Genomic DNA, 21,579 nt, shown 5'->3' with positions numbered 1-21,579 from the left:
AGGAATCCGCTAGAGTTCAACACGTCGCCGGGACGCGCAAGCGGACCGGGAAAGACAAGCGGACGTAGCTCAGTTGGTAGAGCGCAACCTTGCCAAGGTTGAGGTCGCCAGTTCGAACCTGGTCGTCCGCTCGCAGGAAAGTGGGGGATCTTCCCGACTCCCCGCACTCCTGGTGGAGTGGCCGAGAGGCGAGGCAACGGCCTGCAAAGCCGTCTACACGGGTTCAAATCCCGTCTCCACCTCCAAGGACGATTAGCTCAGCGGGAGAGCGCTTCCCTGACACGGAAGAGGTCACTGGTTCAATCCCAGTATCGTCCACTGGATCTTGATGAGGGCCGGTGAAGGTCGGCTTCATGGAGATCGTCCCGCGCGATTAGCTCAGCGGGAGAGCGCTTCCCTGACACGGAAGAGGTCACTGGTTCAATCCCAGTATCGCGCACGCAGTACGCAGTACCACGCAGGTCACCCGCGCGATTAGCTCAGCGGGAGAGCGCTTCCCTGACACGGAAGAGGTCACTGGTTCAATCCCAGTATCGCGCACCGCATAACGAAGCCCCCGGCCGTCTTCACGGCCGGGGGCTTCGTCGTTCCCTGAAGTCACTCAGGAGGAGAAGAGCATGTGCCCGAAGCTCTTGTGACGGTTGTGGCCGTAGTGACCGCCATGGCCCCCGTGACCGCCGTGGCCGCCGTGCGGGGCGCCCCAGGCCGGAGCGGGCGCCGCCGGATAGGCCTGGGGGGCGGGCGCCGCCGGGTAGGCCTGGGGGGCGGGCGGCGCGGGCGGCGGCGGGACCTGCTGGCCGCCCCACTGCGCCTCCAGGCGGGTCAGGGACTCCAGCTCGCCGTAGTCCAGGAATATCCCGCGGCAGTTGTCGCACTGCTCGATCTGGACGCCATTGCGGTTGTACGTGTGCATCGGTGCGTGACACTTGGGGCACTGCATGGACGGCTCAACTCCTCGCCGGTGATGAATGCTTCGCCGGGACACTGCCCGGCTTCGGTGCGTTGCACCCTACTTCGTGGCGCCCGGGGCCAACTCCGGCGGTGGAGCAGGCACGGTGGCCATCCGGTCGCAGGCGTCGACGAGCGCCTGCTCGACCTCGTCCAGGGGGCGGCCCGCGGCGACGGACTTGGCGATCGCCAGGGCCGCGGTCTGCACGGTGAGGGCGCGGGCGGGGACGTCGAGGGCCTGCCAGGGGTCTGCGCCGTCCGCGGGCACCGCCGGGCCGCCGGCCCCGCGGTAGGCGTCGAGGAAGCGGGTCCACTCCTCGGGCGCGAGGAGGCCGCACGCGTACCAGGCCGCGGGCCGCGCCAGGTCCCACGCGGGGTCGCCCGCGCCCAGGTCGTCCACGTCGATCAGCAGCCAGTTCCCCTCGGGGGCGCGTACGAGCTGGCCCAGGTGGAGGTCCCCGTGGCAGAGGCGTGGAGGCCCCGGCGTGCGGGCCTCGGCGCGGGCCCAGGGCGGCAGCCGCGCCCAGGCGCGCAGGACCGGGGACGCGGCGGGGTGCGGTCCTGCCGCGCGCATGCGGTTGACGGCGCGGGCCGCCTTCACCGGGCCGCGCATGGGCGGGAGCGGGCGCGGGAGCGTGGCCGGGGGTGTGGCGTGCAGCCGGGCGAGGAGGGTGGCGACGGCCTCCCAGGGAGCGGCGTCGGGGTCGTCGCGGTCGACCGGGGCACCGTGGGGCCAGAGGGTGACGAGGCGGCCGTGGAGCTCCGTGGCGGCGTCGCGCAGTGGCGGCAGGAGGATGCCCGGGAGGCGGGCGGCCACGTCGAGGCGGGCCGTGAGCTGTGCGGCGTCCGTGTCGGGGGCGTGGGCCTTGGCGACGGCGCCGCCGTGGCGGACGACCGTCACGTCGGCCCGGTCCGCCAGCACGGCGTCACCGGTTCCGCAGGCGCAGGCCGCGTCGGGCGACGGGTGGGCCGCGGCGCGAGCCCTCGCGGTAAGGGCGGGGAGAAGCGCGGGGGTCACGGTGCTGGTACGTCCATACGTCGAGGGCGTCTGTCGGCGAAGCGTACGACCGAGGGCTGAGCCCCGGGGCGACGGGGTCCGTCACCCGTCCCGCTCCTGTCGCTCACCGAACGCCTCCCCGGGAGGCCCGCCGGGCGCGGCCGTGCCGTGGGACCCCGCCCGGTACCTCTCGCCACCGAGCGGCCGCCCGCTCTCCGGGGCCCGGGCTCTTCGGCGTCCGCGCAGCGGGGCCGTCGCCCACACCACCAGTCCGACGAGGGACAGGACCAGTGCCCCTCCGATGAGGGTGGGGATCGCCGCCATGAGCGCGAAGATGAACAGCAGCTCCCACCATGTCGGCTCCTCTCCCATCGTGCTTCCGCCTTGCACCATGTGGGTGACGACGCGGGCGGAGAGTGAACGGTTGCGCGAGTACGGACATGGCAGTGCCCGCGCAGCTCCCCAGCTGCGCGGGCATTCTGCCGTCCGCCGCACCCCCGTCCCCACGGGGTTTCATGGCCGGATGTCCCCGCCCGGACCGCTCTTCCGGGCCTGGGGCGCCGCTCAGCGCCCCAGCATCACGCCCACGGACGACGCTTGTGTGACCACTGCGTCCCAGCCGCCGAAGACGACCACGAGCAGGGCTGCCAGCGGAAGAACCATGGCCGTCGCCACCAAGGGATGGCGTGTGCCGGACGGGCGGACGCCGAACGCGGAGAACCTGCGCCCTTGCGTGCGGAACATGGTCCGCGGTGCCGTGTCCGCCATGATTCCTCTCCTGACCGCTTCGATGTGGATTTGGAGCGGCGGGTGTCTGACCTCGGGGGACGAGTGCTCCACCCGCCGCTTGACCTCAAATCTAGGTGTGCGGCGGGATGCGGGCGTCATGCCTTCGTACCGATTGCCTGGCCTCCCGGAGGATGACCGCCCGGGGCCCACGTACTCCCAGGGGTGGAGAAGAGGTCCTAGGACTCGGGGTCTTCCCGGAGGGGACGGGGCCGCTACCCCCTGGCCGTCCAGCCTCGACACCGGCTACAGGGTGACTTCGCTCACTTCCACCACTCCCCTGCGCACCACTGTCCCCACCCGACGGCCGACCCCGGTCGCCACCACCCCACACGTCCGGAGCGTGTCGCGGACGTCCACGAGCCCCTCCCCGTGATCGCCCTTCACGGGATCAATCCCCCGCCTGTGGTGGAGGGTTGGGAATCGGGCCGACCGCAACGCCCGCGCCCGCCCCGCCCCCTGACCACCCTTCAAGTTTCCCACCCGGCACTGACAATCGGTCGCCCCGCGAGGGCGCGGCCTCTGCACGTGCCCGGCCGCGGAAACGTAAGCTGTGGCTCGTCAGACGGACCGGGTAGCGGGGATGGACATGGCGATGATGCGGCTCCGGCGCGAGGACCCGCGTGTCGTCGGCTCGTTCAGGCTGCACAGGCGCCTGGGCGCCGGCGGCATGGGGGTCGTCTATCTGGGGTCGGACCGGCGGGGGCAGCGCGTCGCCCTGAAGGTGATCCGGCCCGACCTGGCGGAGGATCAGGAGTTCCGTTCGCGGTTCGCCCGCGAGGTCTCGGCCGCCCGGCGGATCAGGGGCGGCTGCACGGCGCGGCTCGTCGCCGCCGACCTCGAAGCGGACCGGCCGTGGTTCGCCACGCAGTACGTCCCCGGTCCTTCGCTGCACGACAAGGTCGCCGCCGAGGGCCCGCTCTCCGCGGCCGACGTCGCGGTGGTCGGTTCGGCGCTCGCCGAGGGCCTGGTGGCCGTGCACGAGGCCGGTGTCGTCCACCGTGACCTCAAGCCGTCGAACATCCTGCTGTCCCCCAAGGGCCCGCGGATCATCGACTTCGGCATCGCCTGGGCCACCGGGGCCTCGACCCTGACGCACGTCGGGACGGCCGTGGGGTCGCCCGGCTTCCTCGCTCCCGAACAGGTGCGCGGCGCCACGGTCACCCCCGCGACCGACGTCTTCGCGCTCGGCGCCACCCTCGCGTACGCGGGCATGGCGGACTCACCCTTCGGCCACGGCAGTTCCGAGGTCATGCTCTACCGGGTGGTGCACGAGGAGGCGCAGCTGCACGGCGTGCCCGACGCGCTCGCGCCGCTGATCAGGGCCTGTCTCGCCAAGGACCCGGAGGACCGGCCCAGCACGCTGCAGCTCTCGCTGCGGCTGAAGGAGATCGCCGCCCGCGAGGCCCAGGGGCTCGGCGACGTTCGGCCGCCCGCGCCCCGCAACACCCTCGACCAGCCGACGGGCCGGCACGTCGAGACCTACGCGGACGAACGCACCCAGCGGCGCACCGCTCCGGGCGCCGCTCCCCCGCCCCGGACCGGCCCCGCCAGGCCCGGTCCTTCCCGCACCGGCTCGTCCAGGCCGGGCGCCCCCCGTTCCGGCTCGCGGCCCTCCGCGCCCCGCAACACCGCGCGCTCGGGCGGCAGGCCCGCACCGCGCAGCGGTGCCGGACGCCAGGGACCGCGCACCACGGGGACGGGTCGTCGCGTCCCCGCCAACCCGCGGCTGCTGCGGCAGCGGCTCACCGTGTTCGTGGTCGTGACCCTGCTGGTGGCGCTCGGCATCGCCGCGGCGCAGGGGTGCCAGGGGCCCGCGCGGAGCCTCGGCGACACGGACGTACACGACGTGCACCAGGAGCAGACGCAGAGCGGGCAGGACGGTCAGGGGCACACGGCACGCGCTTGAGCGCACGCGTTCGCCGAGGAGTCGGAGCCGCCCAGGAGTCAGAGCTGCGGGCGGCCCGTCGCCACCGCGTAGAAGGCGACCGCCGCCGCCGCGCCCACGTTGAGCGAGTCCACGCCGTGGGCCATCGGGATGCGGACCCATTCGTCGGCGGCGACCAGGGCCTGGGTGGAGAGTCCCTCGCCCTCCGCGCCGAGCATCAAGGCGACACGGTCCATGCGGTGCGGTGCCGCCTCGTCCAGGGACTTGGCCTTCTCGTCGGGGGTGAGGGCGAGGAGGTTGAAGCCCGCCTCGCGCACCCCTTTGAGGCCCTTGGGCCAGGATTCCAGGCGGGCGTACGGGACCGAGAAGACGGCGCCCATCGAGACCTTCACCGAGCGGCGGTAGAGCGGGTCGGCGCAGTCCGGGGAGAGCAGGACCGCGTCCATGCCGAGGGCTGCGGCGGAGCGGAAGATGGCACCGATGTTGGTGTGGTCGTTCACCGCCTCCATGACGACCACGCGGCGGGTCGTGGCGAGGAGTTCGCCGGCGGCGGGCAGGGGCTTGCGCTGCATGGAGGCGAGGGCGCCGCGGTGCACGTGGTAGCCGGTGACCCGTTCGGCGAGGTCGGGGCTGACCGCGTACACCGGGGCAGGGAGCTCGTCGATGACGTCGCGCATGACGTCGACCCACTTGGCGGAGAGCAGCATCGAGCGCATCTCGTAACCGGCGTCCTTGGCCCGTCTGATGACCTTCTCGCCCTCCGCGATGAACAGGCCCTCGGCCGGTTCGCGCCTGCGGCGCAGCTCGACGTCGGTCAGGCCGGTGTAGTCGCGCAGGCGGGGGTCGTCGGGGTCGTCGACGGTGATGAGATCAGCCACAGGATGATACTGCCTTGTCCTGGGTGTGGTGCCAACGGCTGCGGACGGGTTCCGTTACCGCCGGTTACGTGGGATGTGCGGGGTGCGTTACGCGAGGGGCTCGGGGCCGACCTTGACGACGTCGCCGATGACGATGACCGCCGGGGGCTTCACCTCGTGGGTGCGCACCGCCTCGGTGACCGTGCCGAGCGTCGCGTCGACGCGGCGCTGGGCGGCCGTGGTGCCCTCCTGGATCAGGGCGAGCGGCGTGTCCGCGCTCTTTCCGTGGGCAATCAGCGCTTCGGCGATCCTGCCGATCTTGTCGACGCCCATCAGGATCACGAGGGTGCCGCGCAGCTTGGCCAGGGACTCCCAGTCGACCAGGGAGCGCTCGTCGTCCGGCGCCACGTGGCCGCTGACCACCGTGAACTCGTGGGCGACGCCGCGGTGGGTGACCGGGATGCCGGCGGCCGAGGGGACGGAGATCGAGCTGGAGATGCCGGGGACGACCGTGCAGGCGATGCCCGCGTCGGCGAGCGCCTGGAGTTCTTCCATGCCCCGGCCGTAGACGTAGGGGTCGCCGCCCTTGAGGCGGACGACGGCCTTGCCCTGCTTGGCGTGCTCGATCAGGGCGTTGTTGATCGCTTCCTGGGCCATGTAGCGGCCGTAGGGGATCTTCGCCGCGTCGATGACCTCGACGTGGGCCGGGAGTTCGTCCAGAAGGTCGCGGGGGCCGAGGCGGTCGGCGATGACGACGTCCGCGGCGGCGAGCAGCCGGCGGCCGCGGACCGTGATCAGGTCGGGGTCGCCGGGGCCACCGCCGACGAGGGCGACGCCCGGAGTGCGCGTACGCAGGTGGGGCGCGACGAGACTGCCGTCGCGCAGGCCCTCGACGACCGCGTCGCGGATGGCGGCGGTGCGGCGGGGGTCGCGGTCGTGGACGTCGCTGGAGAGGACCGCGACGGTGACGCCCTCGGAGCGGCCGGTGGCCGGGGTCCAGGCGGTGGCCGCCTCGGCGTCGTCGGAGCGCACGCACCACACGCGGTGGGCCTCCGCCTCGGCCGACGCGCGGGTGTTCGCCTCGCCGTCGCTGGTGGCGATCAGCGCGTACCAGGCGCCCTGGAGGTCGCCGTCCTCATAGCGGCGCCTGGCCCAGGTGATCTCGCCCGCGTCCGCCATGGCCTCCACGGAGGGGGTCGCCGAGGGCGAGACGAGGAGGACGTCGGCGCCTGCCTTGATCAGCGCCGGGAGGCGGCGCTGGGCCACCTGTCCGCCGCCGAGGACGACGACGCGGCGTCCCGCGAGGCGGAGGCCTACGGGGTAGGCGGGGTTTTCGGCCATGGCTTGGGGGCTCCTCGTGCGGGCGGAGTCTTCATCGTGCGCTACCGCTGCTGCGCTGGAGCGGCTGCTTGACGTGCGGGTTCAGTATGGCGGGGGCGGGGCCGGAGGTCTCCCCCAGCCCCGCCCCGATGCCGAAAACGGCGGCTTCGCCCCTTCGGCGGCTACTTCTCGGTGACGCCTGCCGAGTCGAACGTGGCCACCTCGTGCATCGCGCGGGCGGCGCTCTGGACGATCGGCAGCGCGAGGAGCGCGCCGGTGCCCTCGCCGAGGCGGAGGTCCAGGTCGACCAGGGGGCGCAGGCCCAGCTTGTTCAGGGCCGCGACGTGGCCGGGCTCCGCGCTGCGGTGGCCCGCGATACAGGCCGCGAGGACCTCGGGGGCGATGGCGCGGGCGACCAGGGCGGCGGCACCGGCGCTGACGCCGTCCAGGATCACCGGCGTACGCAGGGACGCGCCGCCGAGGAGGAGGCCGACCATGGCCGCGTGCTCCAGGCCGCCGACCGCCGCGAGGACGCCGACCGGGTCCGCCGGGTCGGGCCGGTGGAGGTCCAGGGCACGGCGGACGACCTCGACCTTGCGGGCGTGCATCTCGTCGTTGATGCCCGTGCCGCGGCCGGTGACCTCGGCGGGGTCGACCTCCGTGTAGACGGAGATCAGGGCGGCGGACGCGGTGGTGTTCGCGATGCCCATCTCGCCGGTGAGCAGGGCCTTGTTGCCCGCGGCCACCAGATCGCGGGCCGTCTCGATGCCGACCTCGATGGCCGCCTTGACCTCTTCGCGGGTCAGGGCGGGCCCGGTCGTCATGTCGGCCGTGCCCGCGCGCACCTTGCGGGGCAGCAGGCCCGGCGTGGCCGGGAGTTCGCCGGCCACACCCACGTCGATGACGCAGACCTCGGCGCCCACCTGGTTGGCGAAGGCGTTGCAGACCGCGCCGCCGCCGAGGAAGTTGGCGACCATCTGCGCGGTCACCTCCTGGGGCCAGGCGGTGACGCCCTGGGCGTGCACGCCGTGGTCGCCCGCGAAGATCGCCACGGCGGCGGGCTCCGGGATCGGCGGCGGGCACATCCGGGACAGGCCCGAGAGCTGCGCGGAGATGATCTCCAGCATGCCGAGGGCGCCCGGCGGCTTGGTCATCCGCTTCTGGCGTTCCCACGCCTCGCCGAGCGCCTTGGCGTCCAGCGGGCGGATGTTGGACACGGTCTCGGCGAGCAGGTCGTGCGGGTCCTCACCGGGCAGCGCGCGGCGGCCGTACGTCTCCTCGTGGACGACCCAGGAGAGCGGGCGGCGCTTGGACCAGCCGGCCTGCATCAGCTCGGGCTCGTCCGGGAACTCGTCGACGTATCCCACACAGAGGTAGGCGACGACTTCGAGGTGCTCGGGCAGGCCGAGGGCGCGGACCATCTCGCGCTCGTCGAAGAAGCTGACCCAGCCGACGCCGAGGCCCTCGGCGCGGGCGGCCAGCCAGAGGTTCTCGACAGCGAGCGCCGAGGAGTACGGGGCCATCTGCGGCTGGGTGTGCCGGCCGAGGGTGTGGCGGCCGCCGCGGGTGGGGTCGGCGGTGACGACGATGTTCACCGGGGTGTCGAGGATGGCCTCGATCTTCAGTTCCTTGAACTGCTTCGCCCGGCCCTTGGGCAGCGACTTGGCGTACGCGTCGCGCTGACGGGCGGCCAGTTCGTGCATGGTGCGGCGGGTTTCCGCCGACTTGATGACGACGAAGTCCCAGGGCTGGGAGTGGCCGACCGACGGGGCGGTGTGCGCGGCCTCCAGGACGCGGAGCAGCACCTCGTGCGGGATCGGGTCGGAGCGGAAGCCGTTGCGGATGTCGCGGCGCTCGCGCATGACGCGCAGCACGGCCTCGCGCTCGGCGTCGGCGTAGCCCGGCGCGGCGGTCCCCGGGGACATGACGGGCTCGGGGAGTTCGGTGCCCGCCTCGGGCTCCGGCAGGAACTGCGCGCCCGCGGAGGTCTGGGACACGAGGAGTTCGGGGGCTTCGGAGGCGTCCTGCGCCTCGCTCGCCACGGGGGTTTCCGGCGCGGCGACGGGCGCGGGGGCCTCGAAGGCCCCGGTCGTCCCGGTCGCGGGCTGGGGGGCTTCAGGCGCTTCGGCCATCTCGGGTGCTTCGGCCACTTCGGTCACTTCGTTCGCTTCGATCGGTTCGAACGAGATGACTTCGTCGGCCTCGTCCAACTCGTCGGCCGGGTCGGCCGTCTCCGGGGCGGCCGGGAACTCGGTCGGAGCCGCCGCAGAGGAGACAATACGGGGCACAGCGGAGACGGGCGGCCCCTGGGGGGTCTCACCGGCCCCGGCCATCGGCTCAGCCGTCGTCCCGGCCGTCGCCGCATCCGTCATCGGGTCCGTCGCGCCGGCCGTCATCGCGCCCGTCGCGTCGGCCGTCGCCTCGTCCGCCGTCGGGCCCGGCTCCACGCCGTCGGTCGGCAGGCCCGCACCGCTCTCCTGAACAGGAACCGCCGTTTCCGGTGCGGGAGTCGGCTCGGCGGCGGGCGCCGCCGTGGGCTCGGCGCCGTCGCGCGGGTTGGGCACGGTTACGAGGGGCTGCTGCGCCGCCTCAGGCACGTCCTCGGTGGCCGCAGGAGCGTCGGCGGTCGCGGCCTCGGGGGCCACGGGTTCCGTCGCTTCCATGGGCGGTACGTGTACGGGGGCGGCGTCGGCCGGGTCCGCGGGCGGCACGTCGGCCTCCGGGGCGGCAGCGGCCTGGGCACCGGCGGTCTCGGGGGCGTCCTCGGCGGCCGGGTCCTCCTGCGGGACGGTCACCGGGTGCGGCGGTGTCGGGGCCAGGTGCGGCGTGGTCGGGACCGAGCCGTCGACCGGCACGAACCGGCCGATGGGCGCGCCGCCCTGGGCTCCTGCGGGGTCGCCGTGGAACGGGGCGTCCGCGGGCGCCGCGTCATGCGGATTGTGCGGCTCCGGCTGGTGCGGGTCCGGCGCGGCGTGCCGGGCCTCGGCGGGGTGGCCGCCGTCCATCGGGTGGGGCTGCTGGGGGTGGAGGCCGCCGGGGGGCGCGGCGTGCGCGCCCTGGGCCGCGTCGGGGGCGAAGCCCGGCTGCGCCATCTCCTCGGGGTACGGGTGCTGCGCTGTCTGCCACGGCTGGGCGGAGGCGACGGCGAACGCGGGCTGCCCCGCGGCGACGGGCACGGCCTGGGCGAACGCCGGCTGCTCGGCGGCCGGAACGTGCTGCTCCCCCTGCGCGAACTGCTGCTCCCCCGTCGGGAACTGCTGGTCCTCGGCCGGGAACTGCTGCTGCTCGACCGGGGCCTGGCCGGACTCGGCGGCGTTCGGGAAGGCGGTGGCCTCGGGGGCGTACGGGGCCGGGGCGCCCGCCTCCGGTGCGTACTCCGGCGTGTGTTCCGGCGCCTGCGCCCGCGCTTGCTCCTGCTCCCACTCCTGCTCCTGTGCCTCCGCGGGCAGCTCGGCGGAGTGGGCGGTGACTTCGGCATCCGGTGCCTGGGGTGCTTTCGGTGCCTGCGGTGCCCGGGCGACGGCTGAGGCGTCGGGGGCAGTCGGAACGTCCGCGGCATCTGGGGCGCCTGTGACGTCCGGGGCGCCTGTGCCCTCTGGGACGACCGTTTCTGCCGGTGCGGCATAAGCCGCCTCATCCACGCGCCCTGCCTCCGCCGCCTCCTGCTCCTGCGGCGCTCCCCACGGCTCGGCTCCCCGCGGCGGGATCTCACCGAGCTGCGGGCCGGGCAGCCCCGAGGCGTCGCGCGGGATGTCGAGGTACTCGGGGCCGACAGACGGCGGTCCCGCCTGGCGCGCGGGCGCGGCGTGCTGCTGCGCCGGGGCCGCGTCGGCGGGCCCCCGGTCGGCGAGCGAGCGCACGGGGCTGCCCGAGCCGTCGGGCACGGCGGGGCCGGAAGGGCCGCGGTGGAGCGGACGGCGGGCGGGCCCCGGGTGGGACGGTGCGGACGCGCCGCCGGGCAGGCGGACGCCGGTCAGGTCGACCGAGCCGCTGTCGCGCCCGGAGGTCTCGTGCGGCCCAGGCTGATGGACGGGGTGACCGGAAGGACCGCCCTGACCGGCCGCCGGGCGCCCCTCCGCGGCACGGCCCGGCAGGTGACCGCCGGAAACCTGCCCGTGGCCCGGGGCCTGGCCCTGCTGGGCCGAGGCCGCCGCGGCCTGCGCCTGCGCCTCGCTCCAGGCACCCTGGGCGCCCGGCATCAGCAGCAGGTCGTCGTCATCGGCGGGGTTCTCACAGGGGTCGGCGGGGTCGACGAAGGTGTACGCACCCGGTGCGGGAACGCCCGGCTGCTGCGCCCCCATGCCCTGCACGGGCCCGGAAGGTGCACCGTTGCCTGCGCCCTCCGGCAGCCCCTCACCCGGGACCTGGCCGGTGTCGGTCATGCGTAACCCCTCGCCCATCGGTTAGTGCTTCTTCGACCGCCCCCCGGCCTTCGCCGGGGCGGCCCCATCGCCCGGAGCGGCGCACCGACCGCCCGTCATCCTCAACGAGCGTGCGCGCCCCGCGGCACGAACCGCGCGCCGGACAACAGGCATTGTCCCTGTCCGTCCGCCACCGCGGCAGCTTGATCGGCCACGGCCCGCTGTGGACTGCGCCACGTTGCGCGTCCGCCGGTCATGCCGTACCACACACCCCATCGAAATGGGCGGGCTTTGTGGACATCGGCCCGCGAACTTCTGGGCGCCCGGGTGCAGTACAACGATCGGCCAGCCTACCTCGCGCTCCGCACCGGCAGGGTCACGGGGAGCGGTCGGGCAGCCGCCCGGAGAGCAGGAATACCACCGTCCGCTTCTCTTCGCGCCAGGCGCGTGTATCGAGCTCCACGGACTGCAGGAGGGCGCATTCGACGGCGTATCCGTGCTCGCTCAGGTCCCGGCCGACGAGTTCGGCGGCGTCGCGTGTCGCGGCATGCGTCACGATGCGTTCCGGCCGTCGGTCGGCGACCGCGGAGACCACCGCCGCTCCCCCGCCCCCGACCCGTACGACATCGGGTTCGGGAAGGTCTTCGAGGACGTGCGGGGCGACGCCGTGCACGGTCTGTGCCTGGACCCCGAAACGGCGGACGGCCGCCGTGGTGCGGCCGAGCGCGTCGGCGTCCCGGTCGACGGCGATCACGGCGGCGCCGAAGCGGGCCGCCTCCGCGGTGAAGGCGCCGCTGCCGCAGCCGATGTCCCAGACGAGATCGCCCGGACGCGGTCCGAGGCGGGCGAGTTGGGCGGCGCGGAGCCGGTCGGTCTCCCCCTCGCCGAGCCAGATGTCCCCGCCGTACTCGGCGGCGGGCAGCGCCCAGCCGCGCGGTCCCGCACCCGGCTCGCGGCCCATGATCCAGCCGGTCTCGGCGGAGGCGGAGCCGCCGATGACGATGACGACGTTCGGGTCGCGCCAGGCGTGGTCGGCCGCCTTGTCGGAGGTGACGACGGAGACCTGCTCGCGCTCGGTGCCGAGTTCCTCGCAGATCACGAAGGTGCGGTGGACGTCCTGGAGCAGCAGGCCGAGTTCGGCGGGGCCCGCGCCCGGGGAGGTGAGGACGGCGACCTTGGGGTGGGCGCGGCAGACGTTCACGGCGCGGCGCAGAGTGCGCTGGTGGGCGACCACGACCTCGGCGTCGTCCCAGGGCATGCCCGCGCGGGCGAAGGCCTGGGCGACGGAGGAGACGGCGGGCACCACTTCGACCTCCAGGCCGAATTCGGGGGCGCGCAGGGTGCGTACGACGCCGAAGAAGCCCGGGTCGCCGTCGGCGAGGACGACGGCGGTGCCGCGGTGGGCGGCGATGCGGCGGGCGGCGAGGCCCACGCTGCCGAGGCGGATCCGTTCGGCGCGGGCGGGGACCTCGTCGAGTGCGAGGTGGTGGGCGGCGCCCGCCACGAGCGTCGCGGCGCTGAGCGCGGAGCGCGCCGCGGCGGTCAGCGGCGTACCGTCCCAGCCGATCACCGTGACCCGGTCGGCCATCGTCGTCTGTCTCCTGTGGTTCTCGCGGGTCGTCAGTGCGGGGGCGGTGGCTGTGCGGGAGCAGCCGTGCACGCGGCCAGGGCGAGCGTACCCGCTGGCACCCGAAGTGGCCGGGTGCCGGGGCCGGGTGCCGCCGGAGGGCGGCGCGGGGCCGGCCGCCGTCGGGGTGCGGAGTCAGTTCCAGTCGGAGTAGGCCGAGAACCCGCTGTCGGCCAGGCTCTCGGAGACGCCTTCGAGGTCCTCGGGGAGCAGGCTCCACACGATGAGGTCGGTGCGCACGTCCAGCCAGCCGCCGAACGGGTCGCCGCCGTTTCTCGTGCGCGCTATCCAGGCGCCGCGCAGCACGCCCTCGCTGATGGAGCCGATCTTCTGCGCCACCTGCTGGGCGGCGGTGTTGTCGGCAGCGGTGCGCAGCTCGATGCGTTCGAACTTCTGGTCGTGGAACAGCCATTGGGCGGTGGCGAGCGCCGCCTCCGAGGCGTAGCCCTCGCCGCGGGCCCAGGGCGCGACGACGTAGTTGAGCTCGGTGGAGCGCACCCGCCAGTCGGTGTCGCTGAGTCGGATGATGCCGACGAGGCGCTGGGTGAGGAACTCGGTGACGGCGAGGACGATGCCGCGGCCCTGCGAGCGCTCGGCGGGGGCCAGGCGGGTGATCCAGTCGCGGGCGTCCGCCTCGGTGTAGGGCTGCGGCACGGAGGTCCAGGCCGTGACGTTCTCGTCGTTCATCATCTCCGCGTACGCGGGGACGTCCGCCTCTTCGAGAGGGCGCAGCATCAACCGCTCCGTGCTGATGGAGATGTCGGGGAACCCCGACGTGCCCGATGTGCCCGAGGAGGCTGTAGTCATGCGCCGCTCCATAACCTTCATAGACCTGAAGGACCTTCACCTTTCGGTCTTCTGAAGTGCCCAGCATGCAGCATGTACGGGCGCAGACGCACCACGGGGTCCTCTCCCGATGAGGGAGAGAACCCCGTTGGATGTCCCGCGTGCGAGAGGCAGTTCAGCCTGCCTCGACGGGCCGGACGGACGTACGCGTGCTCAGAACGCGGCGACGACGGCGCCGTCGTACTTCTCGTCGATGAACTTCTTGACCTCGGGCGAGGTGAGCAGCTTGGCGAGCTTCTGCACGCGCGGGTCCTTCTCGTCGCCCTTCTTCACGGCGAGGAAGTTTCCGTACGGGTTGCCCTTGGCGGGCTCGGCGACGATGGCGTCCTTGGCGGGGCTGAGCGCGGGCTTGGCCTCCAGGGCGTAGTTGCCGTTGATCACCGCGGCGTCGACGTCGTCCAGGGTGCGGGGCACCGCGGGGGCCTCGAGCTCCTTGAACTTGAAGTTCTTCGGGTTCTTCGAGACGTCCTTGGGGGTGGCCTCGTAGCCGACGCCCTTCTTGAGCTCGATGACGCCGTTGTCCGCGAGGAGCTTGAGCGCGCGGGCCTCGTTCGTGGTGTCGTTCGGGATGGCGATGGTGGCGCCGTCCTTCAGCTCACCGAGCTTCTTGACGCTCTTGGAGTACACGCCGAGCGGCTCCAGGTGAACCGTGGCCCCGGGGACGGGCACGATGTCGGTGCCCCGCTTCTTGTTGAAGTCGTCCAGGTACGGCTTGTGCTGGAAGTAGTTGGCGAAGACCTCGCCCTGCTGGAGGGCGGTGTTCGGCGTGATGTAGTCGGTGAATTCCTTCACCTGGAGGTCGAGTCCGGCCTTCTTGGCGAGGTGCTTCTGGACGTAGTCCAGGATCTCGCCCTGCGGCGTCGGGGTCGCGGCGACGATGAGCGGGCCGTTCTTGTCGCCCGCGGAGCCCTTGTCGGAGCCGCAGGCGGAGAGCCCGAGGGTGAGGGCGCCGGCGGCGAGGACGGCGGTGGTGATCTTGGCGGTGTTACGCACGAAAAGTGCCTTTCTCCATGGGTGGTGCAGCCCCGCGGGGTGGTACGCGGGGAAGTCTGCGGGCGGGACGCCGCGGTCCCGCCGGGGACCGGCCGGTGCCGGTCAGCCGGTCTTGCCGACCGACTCCGCGGCGGCGGTGCCGGGCAGCACGCCGCGCAGCGGCCGGAAGAGCAGCAGCGGGGCGGAGCCGCCGCCGCGCTTGTGCAGGCGGCGGGCCGCGTAGTCACCGGCGAACTGGATGACCGAGATGACCACGGCGAGGATCGCCACGGTGATCCACATCAGCTCGGTCTCGAAGCGCTGGTAGCCGTAGCGCAGGGCGAGGTCGCCCAGGCCGCCGCCGCCGACCGTGCCGGCCATCGCGGAGTAGCCGATCAGCGCGACGATCGTGGTGGTGGCACCCGAGATCAGCGAGGGCAGCGACTCCGGGACGAGGACCTTGCGTACGACGGTCCAGGTGGAGCCGCCCATCGACTGCACGGCCTCGACGAGTCCGCCGTCGACCTCGCGGATCGAGGTCTCCACCAGGCGCGCGAAGAACGGGATGGCACCGACGGCCAGCGGCACGAGGGCGGCCTCGCGGCCGATCGTGGTGCCGGTGATCCAGCGCGTGAAGCCCATCAGGGCGACCATCAGGATGATGAAGGGCATCGAGCGCGCGATGTTCACGATCTGCCCGATGACCTTGTTCAGGAAGGCGTTCTGCAGGAGTCCGCCGCGCTCGGTGAGCACGAGCAGGACGCCGAGCGGCAGCCCGGCGACGACGGCTATCAGCGTCGACCAGCCCACCATGTAGAGGGTGTCCCAACAGGCCTGCTCCAGCAGGGGCTGCATCTCCGACCAGGTCACTTGGCACCTTCCTTGACCAGCAGCGTCGCGTCCTTCGGCGTGGGTGCGGCGTCTTCGCCCGCGATGTCGACCTGCAGCCCCTGCTCACGCAGGAAGCCGATGGGGACGACGTTCTCCTCGAAGCGGCCGGGCAGCTCGATGCGCATGCGGCCGACCTGCTTGCCCGCGACGGTGTCCATCGCGGCGCCGAGGATCGAGATGTCGATGTTGTACGTGCGCGACAGCTGGGAGATGACCGGCTGGGTCGCGGCCTCGCCGTGGAAGGTCACGTCGACGACGGTGCGGTCCTCGCCGGTGGCCTCGCCGCTGACCGGGAAGAGCGCGGCGGCGAGCTCCGAGCCGGGCGTCGCGAGCAGCTCGGTGACGGTGCCGGACTCGATGATCTGTCCGCGCTCCATCAGGGCGGCGGAGTCGCAGACGCTCTTGACGACGTCCATCTCGTGCGTGATGAGCAGGACGGTCAGGCCGAGCTGCCGGTTGAGGTCGCGCAGGAGCTTCAGGATGGAGCGGGTGGTCTCGGGGTCGAGGGCGCTGGTGGCCTCGTCGGAGAGCAGCACCTTGGGGTCGCCGGCCAGGGCGCGGGCGATGCCGACGCGCTGCTTCTGGCCGCCGGAGAGCTGAGCCGGGTAGGCCCTGGCCTTGTCGGCGAGGCCGACGAGGTCGAGCAGTTCGAGGGCCTTGCGGGAGCGCTCGTTGCCGCTGAGGCCGAGGATCTCCAGGGGCAGTTCGACGTTGTCCTGCACGGTGCGCGAGGACAACAGGTTGAAGTGCTGGAAGACCATGCCGATGCGGCTGCGGGCCCGGCGCAGTTCCCGGCCCGCGCGCGGGCCGCGTCCCGCGAGGGCGGTGAGGTCCTGCCCGGCCACGGTCACGGTGCCGGAGGTGGGGCGCTCCAGGAGGTTGACGCAGCGGATCAGGGAGGACTTGCCGGCGCCGGACTGGCCGATGACGCCGTACACCTCGCCCTCGCGGACGTGCAGGTCGACTCCGTCGAGGGCGGTTACTTCACGACCGCGTGAGCGGTAGACCTTGGTGAGGCCGGAAGTGGTGATCACAGGGGATTCCGTCACTGTCGAGTGCGCGGCGCGGGTGTCGCCGGGCACGGGGCATTCGTTCGGAACGCGGCACGGTTCTCGCGGTGGTGTGGCGGTGGAACCGGAGGACGTGTGCGCGGGGCGGGCTCGCTTCCTGCGTCGGTACGGATCGCATCGCGTACGTCGTGCGGGGCGCGGCACAGCGGCTTCGCTTCGGGGCGCGAGGCTCAGGGTGGTGCGGGGGCCCTCAGAAGGCGCACATTCGACACATACAACGAGCACCGGGCGTCGTGATCGCCTCGGTCGCAAGGGTGCGGTTGCTCGTCGTGGTCATGGGCCCAAGTAAAACATGTGCGCGGGCGCCGTCCACCACTGCTGTCCGTATAGCGGACAGCGGTGGGACGGCGCCGGACGTCGGGGTTTCGCTCGTCAGCCGGCGAGCTCGATCTCCACGCCACCCGCCGTGGCCTGCGCGGACACGGCGGAGAGGTCCGTGACGACCACATGGGCGGAGAGTTCCGACGCCTGGTGGGTTGTGGTCAACGCCACGGTGGTCATGCCCGCGGCCCGGCCCGCCTGGAGGCCCGCGGGCGCGTCCTCGAAGACGACGCAGCGCGCCGGGTCTGCGCCGAGCTTGGCGGCCGCGAGCAGGAAGGGCTCGGGGTCGGGCTTGCCGCGGGTGATGTCGTCGGCGGCGACGACGAGGCCGGGGCGGATGCCGACCTCGGCGAGGCGGGCCTCGGCGAGGACGCGTGTCGCGGAAGTCACCACGGCCCAGCGGTCCATCGGCAGGGACTCCAGAAGCTCGCGGGTGCCGGGCAGCAGGACGACACCGCCCGCCACGTCGGAGACCTCCAGCTCCTCGATGCGGGCGACGGCCTCGGCGACCTTCTCCGGGGGCAGCAGGTCGGCGGCGATCTCGGCGGCGGGGCGGCCGTGCAGTTCGACCCGGGCGAACTCCTCGGCGGTGATCCCGTACTCCCGCGCCCACCGCGACCAGCAGCGGTACACCGACTCCAGGGAGGAGACGAGGGTGCCGTCGTTGTCGAACAGGAGCGCGTCAGCCTGGATCTTCATGGTGACCGAGGGTACGGGCCGCTCCGGGAGCCGCGCACCGGGGCCATCGGCGGCGGACGCGGACCGGGCGACCCTCCCCTCGGGGGCCGAAAGGGCCCTTCTGACGGATCTCCGCGGGAGAAGGAGCGCCGTGTGGTGAGGGTGCGTGCCGGGCGTCGCGACGCCACGGAGATCCGTCAGAAGGGCCCTGGGGCCGCGCGCGGCGGGACGAAGGACCCGTAATAAAGTCACGGGCATGGTTGATGCCCTGACGATCGCGGTCTCCGTGGCCGCGCTCGCCCTCGCCGCCTGGTGCGGTTTCGCCGCGTACCGCGACCAGCCGACCAAGGACTGGCACTTCATCGGCATGGCCGTGGTGACCCTGCTTGCCACCGTCCAGCTGATCGTCGGCATCGTCCAGCTCGCACGCGGCGAGAAGGCGGACCAGGGCACGACGATCTTCGTGTCCTATCTGATCGGCGCCTTCGCCTGCGTGCCCGCGACGGGTTTCATGTCCCTCGCCGAACGCAGCCGGTGGGGCTCGACGACGGTCGCCGCGGGCGGCGTGGTCCTCGCCGTGCTCGAAGTGCGGCTCTACGACATCTGGGGAGGCTGAGGTGACGGTGACCGATCCCGGCAGGAACGACGAGGCCGCCCGGGGCGAATCCCCCGCGCGCCAGAAGCTGATCACGGGCCCCGGCATCCTGCTGGTGTGGCTGTACGGCGTGATGGTCGTCGCCGCCGTCTCGCGTTCGGCCGTGCAGATCTCCACGGACTTCGACAAGGCCCCGCTCGCGTACACACTGTCCGCGCTCGCCGGTCTCGTCTACGGCTTCATCACGTACTCACTGGTACGCGGCGGATCCGCGGCCCGCTCGGCGGCGCTGGTGTGCTGCGCCGCCGAACTGGTGGGCGTACTCGCGGTCGGCACCTGGACCCTGGCGGACCCGTCCGCCTTCCCGGACGCCACGGTGTGGTCGGACTTCGGGATGGGCTATCTCTTCATTCCGGTGATCCTGCCGGTTACGGCGATCTTCTGGCTGAGGAGGGCGCGGCGGGGCACGCAGTAGCGGGGCGGGCAGGTTCGCCCCGGGCAGCGCCTCGCGCCCCCGCCCCGCCCTTCCGCGGCGTCCGCGCCAACGGCAACGGCAACGGGACGAATGCGTCAACTCCCTGAAGATCCACCAGGAACACTCCGCGCCCAACGCCAGGCCATCCACACCCTCAGCCCGACCGACGCCCCCGATGCCCCACCCAACACAGTCGTCGTCCGCTGACGTTGCCGTCAAACGGCATGAGGCCCTCCCGAAATTCTCGGGAGGGCCTCATTTCGATGACCACTGGATTTCAGTCAGCCATTCCCAGTTGCCGGGCCTGGCACGCAGCCGTACGAACCCTTGCTCCAGGCATTCATTGAGGCTGGAAGATTCGGCACGGATAAATCCCTGCTCACCTAGCCCCGACCTCGACATTACCAACGTCCAAGGCGCCGCACCTTCCGCCAACCTCTCATCATCCATCTTTAGGATGACAGTGACGCCAGAGCGGCCCAACTTGTCCATGAGCTGCTCGATATCCATCACTTTTGCTCCCATCAATAGCCTCTCAAGGCTGCCGAGATGTCACTGACGTCATGCAGCCGACCTTTGCCTACCGGAAACAAGCGAACTGCTCAGGCTACCGTTGAGCAGTTGATGCAACAGAACGGCGTCACGAGCGGTCCCGCTTCCACTGATCTCCGAAGTGTCATCGACAGGGTTGCTGGTGAACCACTCAACAACGTCTCCCCACCGAAACCGCGGTTAATATCGGCGATCTCGTCCGGGCTGACACCCGCCTTGAACCCGTCAGTCAGCGGGCAGTTGGAATTGCGAACCAGAACCGGCGTCTGCCCCGCCAGCACATAGTACGTGTGCTACGCGGCCCCTCTCTATCTGCGTTTTCGCAGATCAGCGACGGTTTCGGGGTCCGCTGGTGTCCGTGGTTGTGCGGGGTAAATCCGTGGGTGTTGCCGTCGCTACTGCCGTCAGACGGTACTGGCCACGCGGTGCTGGCGCAGGGGGCTTTACTGCCATGCTCCGGGCTCAGCGCGAAGGAGGGTGCGGGTGGTCTGTTCGTACAGCTCGTGGCCGGTGGCGGCGCAGTGTCCGGCGATCCAGCGGGTCAGTTCGTCCGGGGTATGCAGGGGGCCGGAGGTGGCTCCGCAGTTGTGGTCTTCGCCGGTGACGCACTCCGCCGTGAAGGTCGGCAGGGCCAAGGTGTCGGGGACGGTGATCACGTGGTACTCGCGGAATCGGAAGCGGCCACGGGCAGGATTGCGGGCCGGTGCGTCGGTGTTCGTGGAGTCAGACATCTTCGCCCGCTTCCTCTTCCTCCTCCGGGCCCGGGAGGCGTTGCCCGCGTGAGTCGGCGACCCGGAGTGCGTCGGAGAGGGCTTCGGTCAACCGGCAGGCCAGCCAGCGGTATTCGGTGGCCGAAAGGATCTTCGCGCCGGGGGCCGTGGTGCCTCGGGCGTACTCCAGCAGCTCCGCACCCATGCCGAGTTGTACTGACTCGATGTTGTCGGCGAGGGCGGCGAGGTAGCCGCGGCCGTCGGTGCTGAGGTAGCAGGGTTTCCCCTCGGCGGTGGCCCACGGCAGCAGGCGCGGCCCCTGCATAGCGCGACGCTCTGGCCACGGTGTCGCGTGCTCAGCCATCTTGTTGCCCTCTCCTCGACTCGATCCGGGGTTGCTGATCAGCGTCCCGCTGGCGTGGACCTTGCGGAGGAGCCAGCGTGTCTGCCTTGCTGCCAAGCTGGTGGGGTGCGGGAGACGGTCGGAGAACTGGTCAGGCGGCTGCGCGTGGCGCGTGGTTGGAGTCAGCGGCGGCTCGCCGAGGCTTTGGCTGAGGCTGCTCCTGGGCGCGTTCCGCTGACGCGAAATGACGTGTCTCGTTGGGAGATCGGGACGCGGTCTCCGCGTGAGTGGCTGCCTTTCCTCGCGCAGGTGTTGGATGTGCCGCGCGAGATGCTGGAGATGGCGAAGGCCGTTCAGCCGGTCGAGTCCGCGCCGCGTGTGCGGTCGGTGGCCGACTTCCTGCCCGAGGGGGACCCGCTGGCCCCGCTGGGTGCTCGTACGGGCCGCCGGATCGGGGCCGGGCAGGTGGTCGACCTGGCCCAGCGGGTCCACGGCCTGCGGCTGGCTGACGATGTGGTCTACGGCAAAGACCTGATCGGGCCCGCGCTGCGCGAGCTGCAAGCGGCGGTGAAGCTCTACCGGGAGGGCACACACACCGAAGAAGTGGGGCGCGAACTTCTGCGGGCTATCGGTGAGTTGGCGCAGATCGCCGGGTGGGTTGCCTCTGATGCAGGGGAGCATGCCGAGGCGGAGCGCATCTACCGGCTCGGCATGAGCGCCGCGCAGGCCGCCGGGGACGGCGTACTGTCCGGGAACGTGGCGGGCTCGCTGGCCTATCAGTGGAGTAACACCGGCCGGACGACGGACGCAGTGGGACTGGCCCGCGCCGCGCTCAAGGACGCGGGTCCGGACGCCCCGGCGAAGGCTCGCGCGCTATACCTGGACCGGGTGGCCTGGGCGCATACCCGTGCCGGGCAGGACCGCCCGGCGATGACCGCCCTCGGGGAAGCGGCCGAGGCTCTGTCCGAGGACTCGGCCGGCACCGAATCGCCGTCGTACCTGTACTGGATGGACGCCGGGGAATTGCAGGTCATGGAGGCTCGTGTCTACACCGAGCTGCGGCGCCCGCTGCGTGCCGTGCCGCTGCTGACGGACGTGCTCGGACGCTACGACGCCAGCCACGCCCGGGAGTTGGCGCTGTACCTTTCCTGGCTGGCGGTGGCCTATGCCGACGCCAACGAACCCGAGGCCGCAGCGGGAACAGCGGGTCGGATGCTCGCCCTCGGGCAAAGCGGCAGCGAACGCACGGCGGAACGCACGAGGATCGTGCTCGATCGGCTGCGGGCCTATCGCGACGTGCCCGAAGTCGCCGAATTGCTGGCGTCCTGAGCGCCCTCACAGT

At 72.2% G+C, this 21,579-nt stretch carries 20 protein-coding genes and 5 tRNA genes; 9 read left to right on the top strand and 16 right to left on the bottom strand.

All coding sequences use genetic code 11. The features are described from left to right. The first annotated feature begins 58 nt into the window (after positions 1-58). The 5 genes from AC07DI_RS34355 (at position 59) to AC07DI_RS34335 (ending at position 540) form a co-directional block, all read left to right on the top strand. Positions 59-131, top strand: a tRNA-Gly gene (locus AC07DI_RS34355). A gap of 40 nt (positions 132-171) precedes the next feature. Beyond that, positions 172-245 (top strand) — tRNA-Cys (locus AC07DI_RS34350). Between the two features lies 1 nt (position 246). Next, positions 247-318, top strand: a tRNA-Val gene (locus AC07DI_RS34345). A 49-nt stretch (positions 319-367) separates the two neighbouring features. After that, positions 368-439 (top strand) — tRNA-Val (locus AC07DI_RS34340). Positions 440-468: 29 nt separating this feature from the next. Further along, positions 469-540: transfer RNA gene (locus tag AC07DI_RS34335), tRNA-Val, on the top strand. A 61-nt stretch (positions 541-601) separates the two neighbouring features. Here AC07DI_RS34335 and AC07DI_RS34330 read toward each other — a convergent pair. The 4 genes from AC07DI_RS34330 to AC07DI_RS34315 all read right to left on the bottom strand — a co-directional run bounded on the left by AC07DI_RS34330 (position 602) and on the right by AC07DI_RS34315 (position 2,713). Continuing rightward, positions 602-940 carry a TFIIB-type zinc ribbon-containing protein gene (locus AC07DI_RS34330; protein WP_478908556.1) on the bottom strand — a complete coding sequence of 113 codons (339 nt, stop codon included), beginning with the start codon at positions 938-940 and terminating at the stop codon, positions 602-604. Between the two features lie 69 nt (positions 941-1,009). After that, a complete protein-coding gene (locus tag AC07DI_RS34325) occupies positions 1,010-1,966 on the bottom strand; it encodes a phosphotransferase family protein (protein WP_478908554.1) in 957 nt (318 codons plus the stop codon). Between the two features lie 81 nt (positions 1,967-2,047). Further along, positions 2,048-2,317 carry a hypothetical protein gene (locus tag AC07DI_RS34320; RefSeq protein WP_478908552.1) on the bottom strand — a complete coding sequence of 90 codons (270 nt, stop codon included), beginning with the start codon at positions 2,315-2,317 and terminating at the stop codon, positions 2,048-2,050. A gap of 192 nt (positions 2,318-2,509) precedes the next feature. Further along, complete coding sequence (locus AC07DI_RS34315; RefSeq protein ID WP_055697491.1) at positions 2,510-2,713, bottom strand: hypothetical protein; 204 nt, start codon at positions 2,711-2,713, stop codon at positions 2,510-2,512. 601 nt (positions 2,714-3,314) lie between these two features. Here AC07DI_RS34315 and AC07DI_RS34310 point away from each other — a divergent pair. Beyond that, entirely contained in the window at positions 3,315-4,640 is a 1,326-nt protein-coding gene (locus tag AC07DI_RS34310) for a serine/threonine-protein kinase (protein WP_384262661.1), read from the top strand. Positions 4,641-4,678: 38 nt separating this feature from the next. Here the strand turns inward: AC07DI_RS34310 and AC07DI_RS34305 are convergent, their stop codons facing one another. The 9 genes from AC07DI_RS34305 to AC07DI_RS34265 form a co-directional block, all read right to left on the bottom strand. Further along, positions 4,679-5,497 (bottom strand): TrmH family RNA methyltransferase, encoded by an 819-nt coding sequence (locus tag AC07DI_RS34305; protein WP_478908550.1) that lies wholly within the window; start codon positions 5,495-5,497, stop codon positions 4,679-4,681. A gap of 87 nt (positions 5,498-5,584) precedes the next feature. Next, positions 5,585-6,817, bottom strand: coding sequence for a uroporphyrinogen-III C-methyltransferase (gene cobA / locus AC07DI_RS34300; protein WP_478908548.1), 1,233 nt, complete (start codon positions 6,815-6,817; stop codon positions 5,585-5,587). A 161-nt stretch (positions 6,818-6,978) separates the two neighbouring features. After that, positions 6,979-11,178 carry a nicotinate-nucleotide--dimethylbenzimidazole phosphoribosyltransferase gene (gene cobT, locus AC07DI_RS34295; RefSeq protein ID WP_478908546.1) on the bottom strand — a complete coding sequence of 1,400 codons (4,200 nt, stop codon included), beginning with the start codon at positions 11,176-11,178 and terminating at the stop codon, positions 6,979-6,981. Positions 11,179-11,533: 355 nt separating this feature from the next. After that, a complete protein-coding gene (gene cbiE / locus AC07DI_RS34290; protein WP_478908544.1) occupies positions 11,534-12,745 on the bottom strand; it encodes a precorrin-6y C5,15-methyltransferase (decarboxylating) subunit CbiE in 1,212 nt (403 codons plus the stop codon). A 174-nt stretch (positions 12,746-12,919) separates the two neighbouring features. Continuing rightward, a complete protein-coding gene (locus tag AC07DI_RS34285; RefSeq protein WP_384262659.1) occupies positions 12,920-13,603 on the bottom strand; it encodes a GNAT family N-acetyltransferase in 684 nt (227 codons plus the stop codon). Between the two features lie 180 nt (positions 13,604-13,783). Further along, positions 13,784-14,623, bottom strand: a complete 840-nt coding sequence (locus AC07DI_RS34280; RefSeq protein WP_478908543.1) for a MetQ/NlpA family ABC transporter substrate-binding protein — start codon at positions 14,621-14,623, stop codon at positions 13,784-13,786. Between the two features lie 102 nt (positions 14,624-14,725). Then, positions 14,726-15,472, bottom strand: a complete 747-nt coding sequence (locus tag AC07DI_RS34275) for a methionine ABC transporter permease (RefSeq protein ID WP_384262625.1) — start codon at positions 15,470-15,472, stop codon at positions 14,726-14,728. After that, the gene (locus AC07DI_RS34270) at positions 15,469-16,527 is read right to left on the bottom strand and encodes a methionine ABC transporter ATP-binding protein (protein ID WP_384262623.1); all 1,059 of its coding nucleotides are present in this window, start codon (positions 16,525-16,527) and stop codon (positions 15,469-15,471) included. The genes AC07DI_RS34275 and AC07DI_RS34270 overlap by 4 nt, the downstream gene beginning before the upstream one ends. Before the next feature lie 408 nt (positions 16,528-16,935). Then, on the bottom strand, positions 16,936-17,583 hold the full coding sequence (locus AC07DI_RS34265; RefSeq protein ID WP_478908541.1) for an HAD family hydrolase: 648 nt from the start codon (positions 17,581-17,583) through the stop codon (positions 16,936-16,938). 235 nt (positions 17,584-17,818) lie between these two features. Between AC07DI_RS34265 and AC07DI_RS34260 the strand changes: the two genes are divergently transcribed. Then, entirely contained in the window at positions 17,819-18,178 is a 360-nt protein-coding gene (locus AC07DI_RS34260) for a hypothetical protein (RefSeq protein ID WP_384262618.1), read from the top strand. 1 nt (position 18,179) lies between these two features. After that, on the top strand, positions 18,180-18,632 hold the full coding sequence (locus tag AC07DI_RS34255) for a hypothetical protein (RefSeq protein ID WP_384262616.1): 453 nt from the start codon (positions 18,180-18,182) through the stop codon (positions 18,630-18,632). Positions 18,633-18,887: 255 nt separating this feature from the next. On the opposite strand, the gene AC07DI_RS34250 is transcribed toward AC07DI_RS34255, so the two are convergent. The 3 genes from AC07DI_RS34250 to AC07DI_RS34240 form a co-directional block, all read right to left on the bottom strand. Beyond that, complete coding sequence (locus tag AC07DI_RS34250; RefSeq protein ID WP_478908538.1) at positions 18,888-19,142, bottom strand: hypothetical protein; 255 nt, start codon at positions 19,140-19,142, stop codon at positions 18,888-18,890. 485 nt (positions 19,143-19,627) lie between these two features. Continuing rightward, positions 19,628-19,915, bottom strand: coding sequence for a DUF7848 domain-containing protein (locus tag AC07DI_RS34245; RefSeq protein ID WP_478908536.1), 288 nt, complete (start codon positions 19,913-19,915; stop codon positions 19,628-19,630). Then, the gene (locus AC07DI_RS34240; RefSeq protein ID WP_478908535.1) at positions 19,908-20,219 is read right to left on the bottom strand and encodes a hypothetical protein; all 312 of its coding nucleotides are present in this window, start codon (positions 20,217-20,219) and stop codon (positions 19,908-19,910) included. The genes AC07DI_RS34245 and AC07DI_RS34240 overlap by 8 nt, the downstream gene beginning before the upstream one ends. A gap of 144 nt (positions 20,220-20,363) precedes the next feature. Between AC07DI_RS34240 and AC07DI_RS34235 the strand changes: the two genes are divergently transcribed. After that, positions 20,364-21,566 carry a helix-turn-helix domain-containing protein gene (locus AC07DI_RS34235; RefSeq protein ID WP_478908534.1) on the top strand — a complete coding sequence of 401 codons (1,203 nt, stop codon included), beginning with the start codon at positions 20,364-20,366 and terminating at the stop codon, positions 21,564-21,566. Positions 21,567-21,579 lie beyond the last annotated feature (13 nt).

The organism is Streptomyces sp. NPDC044106, from assembly GCF_056433985.1.
Note: the sequence above shows the minus strand (reverse complement) of the source record. Positions and strands in the feature narration are given on the sequence as shown.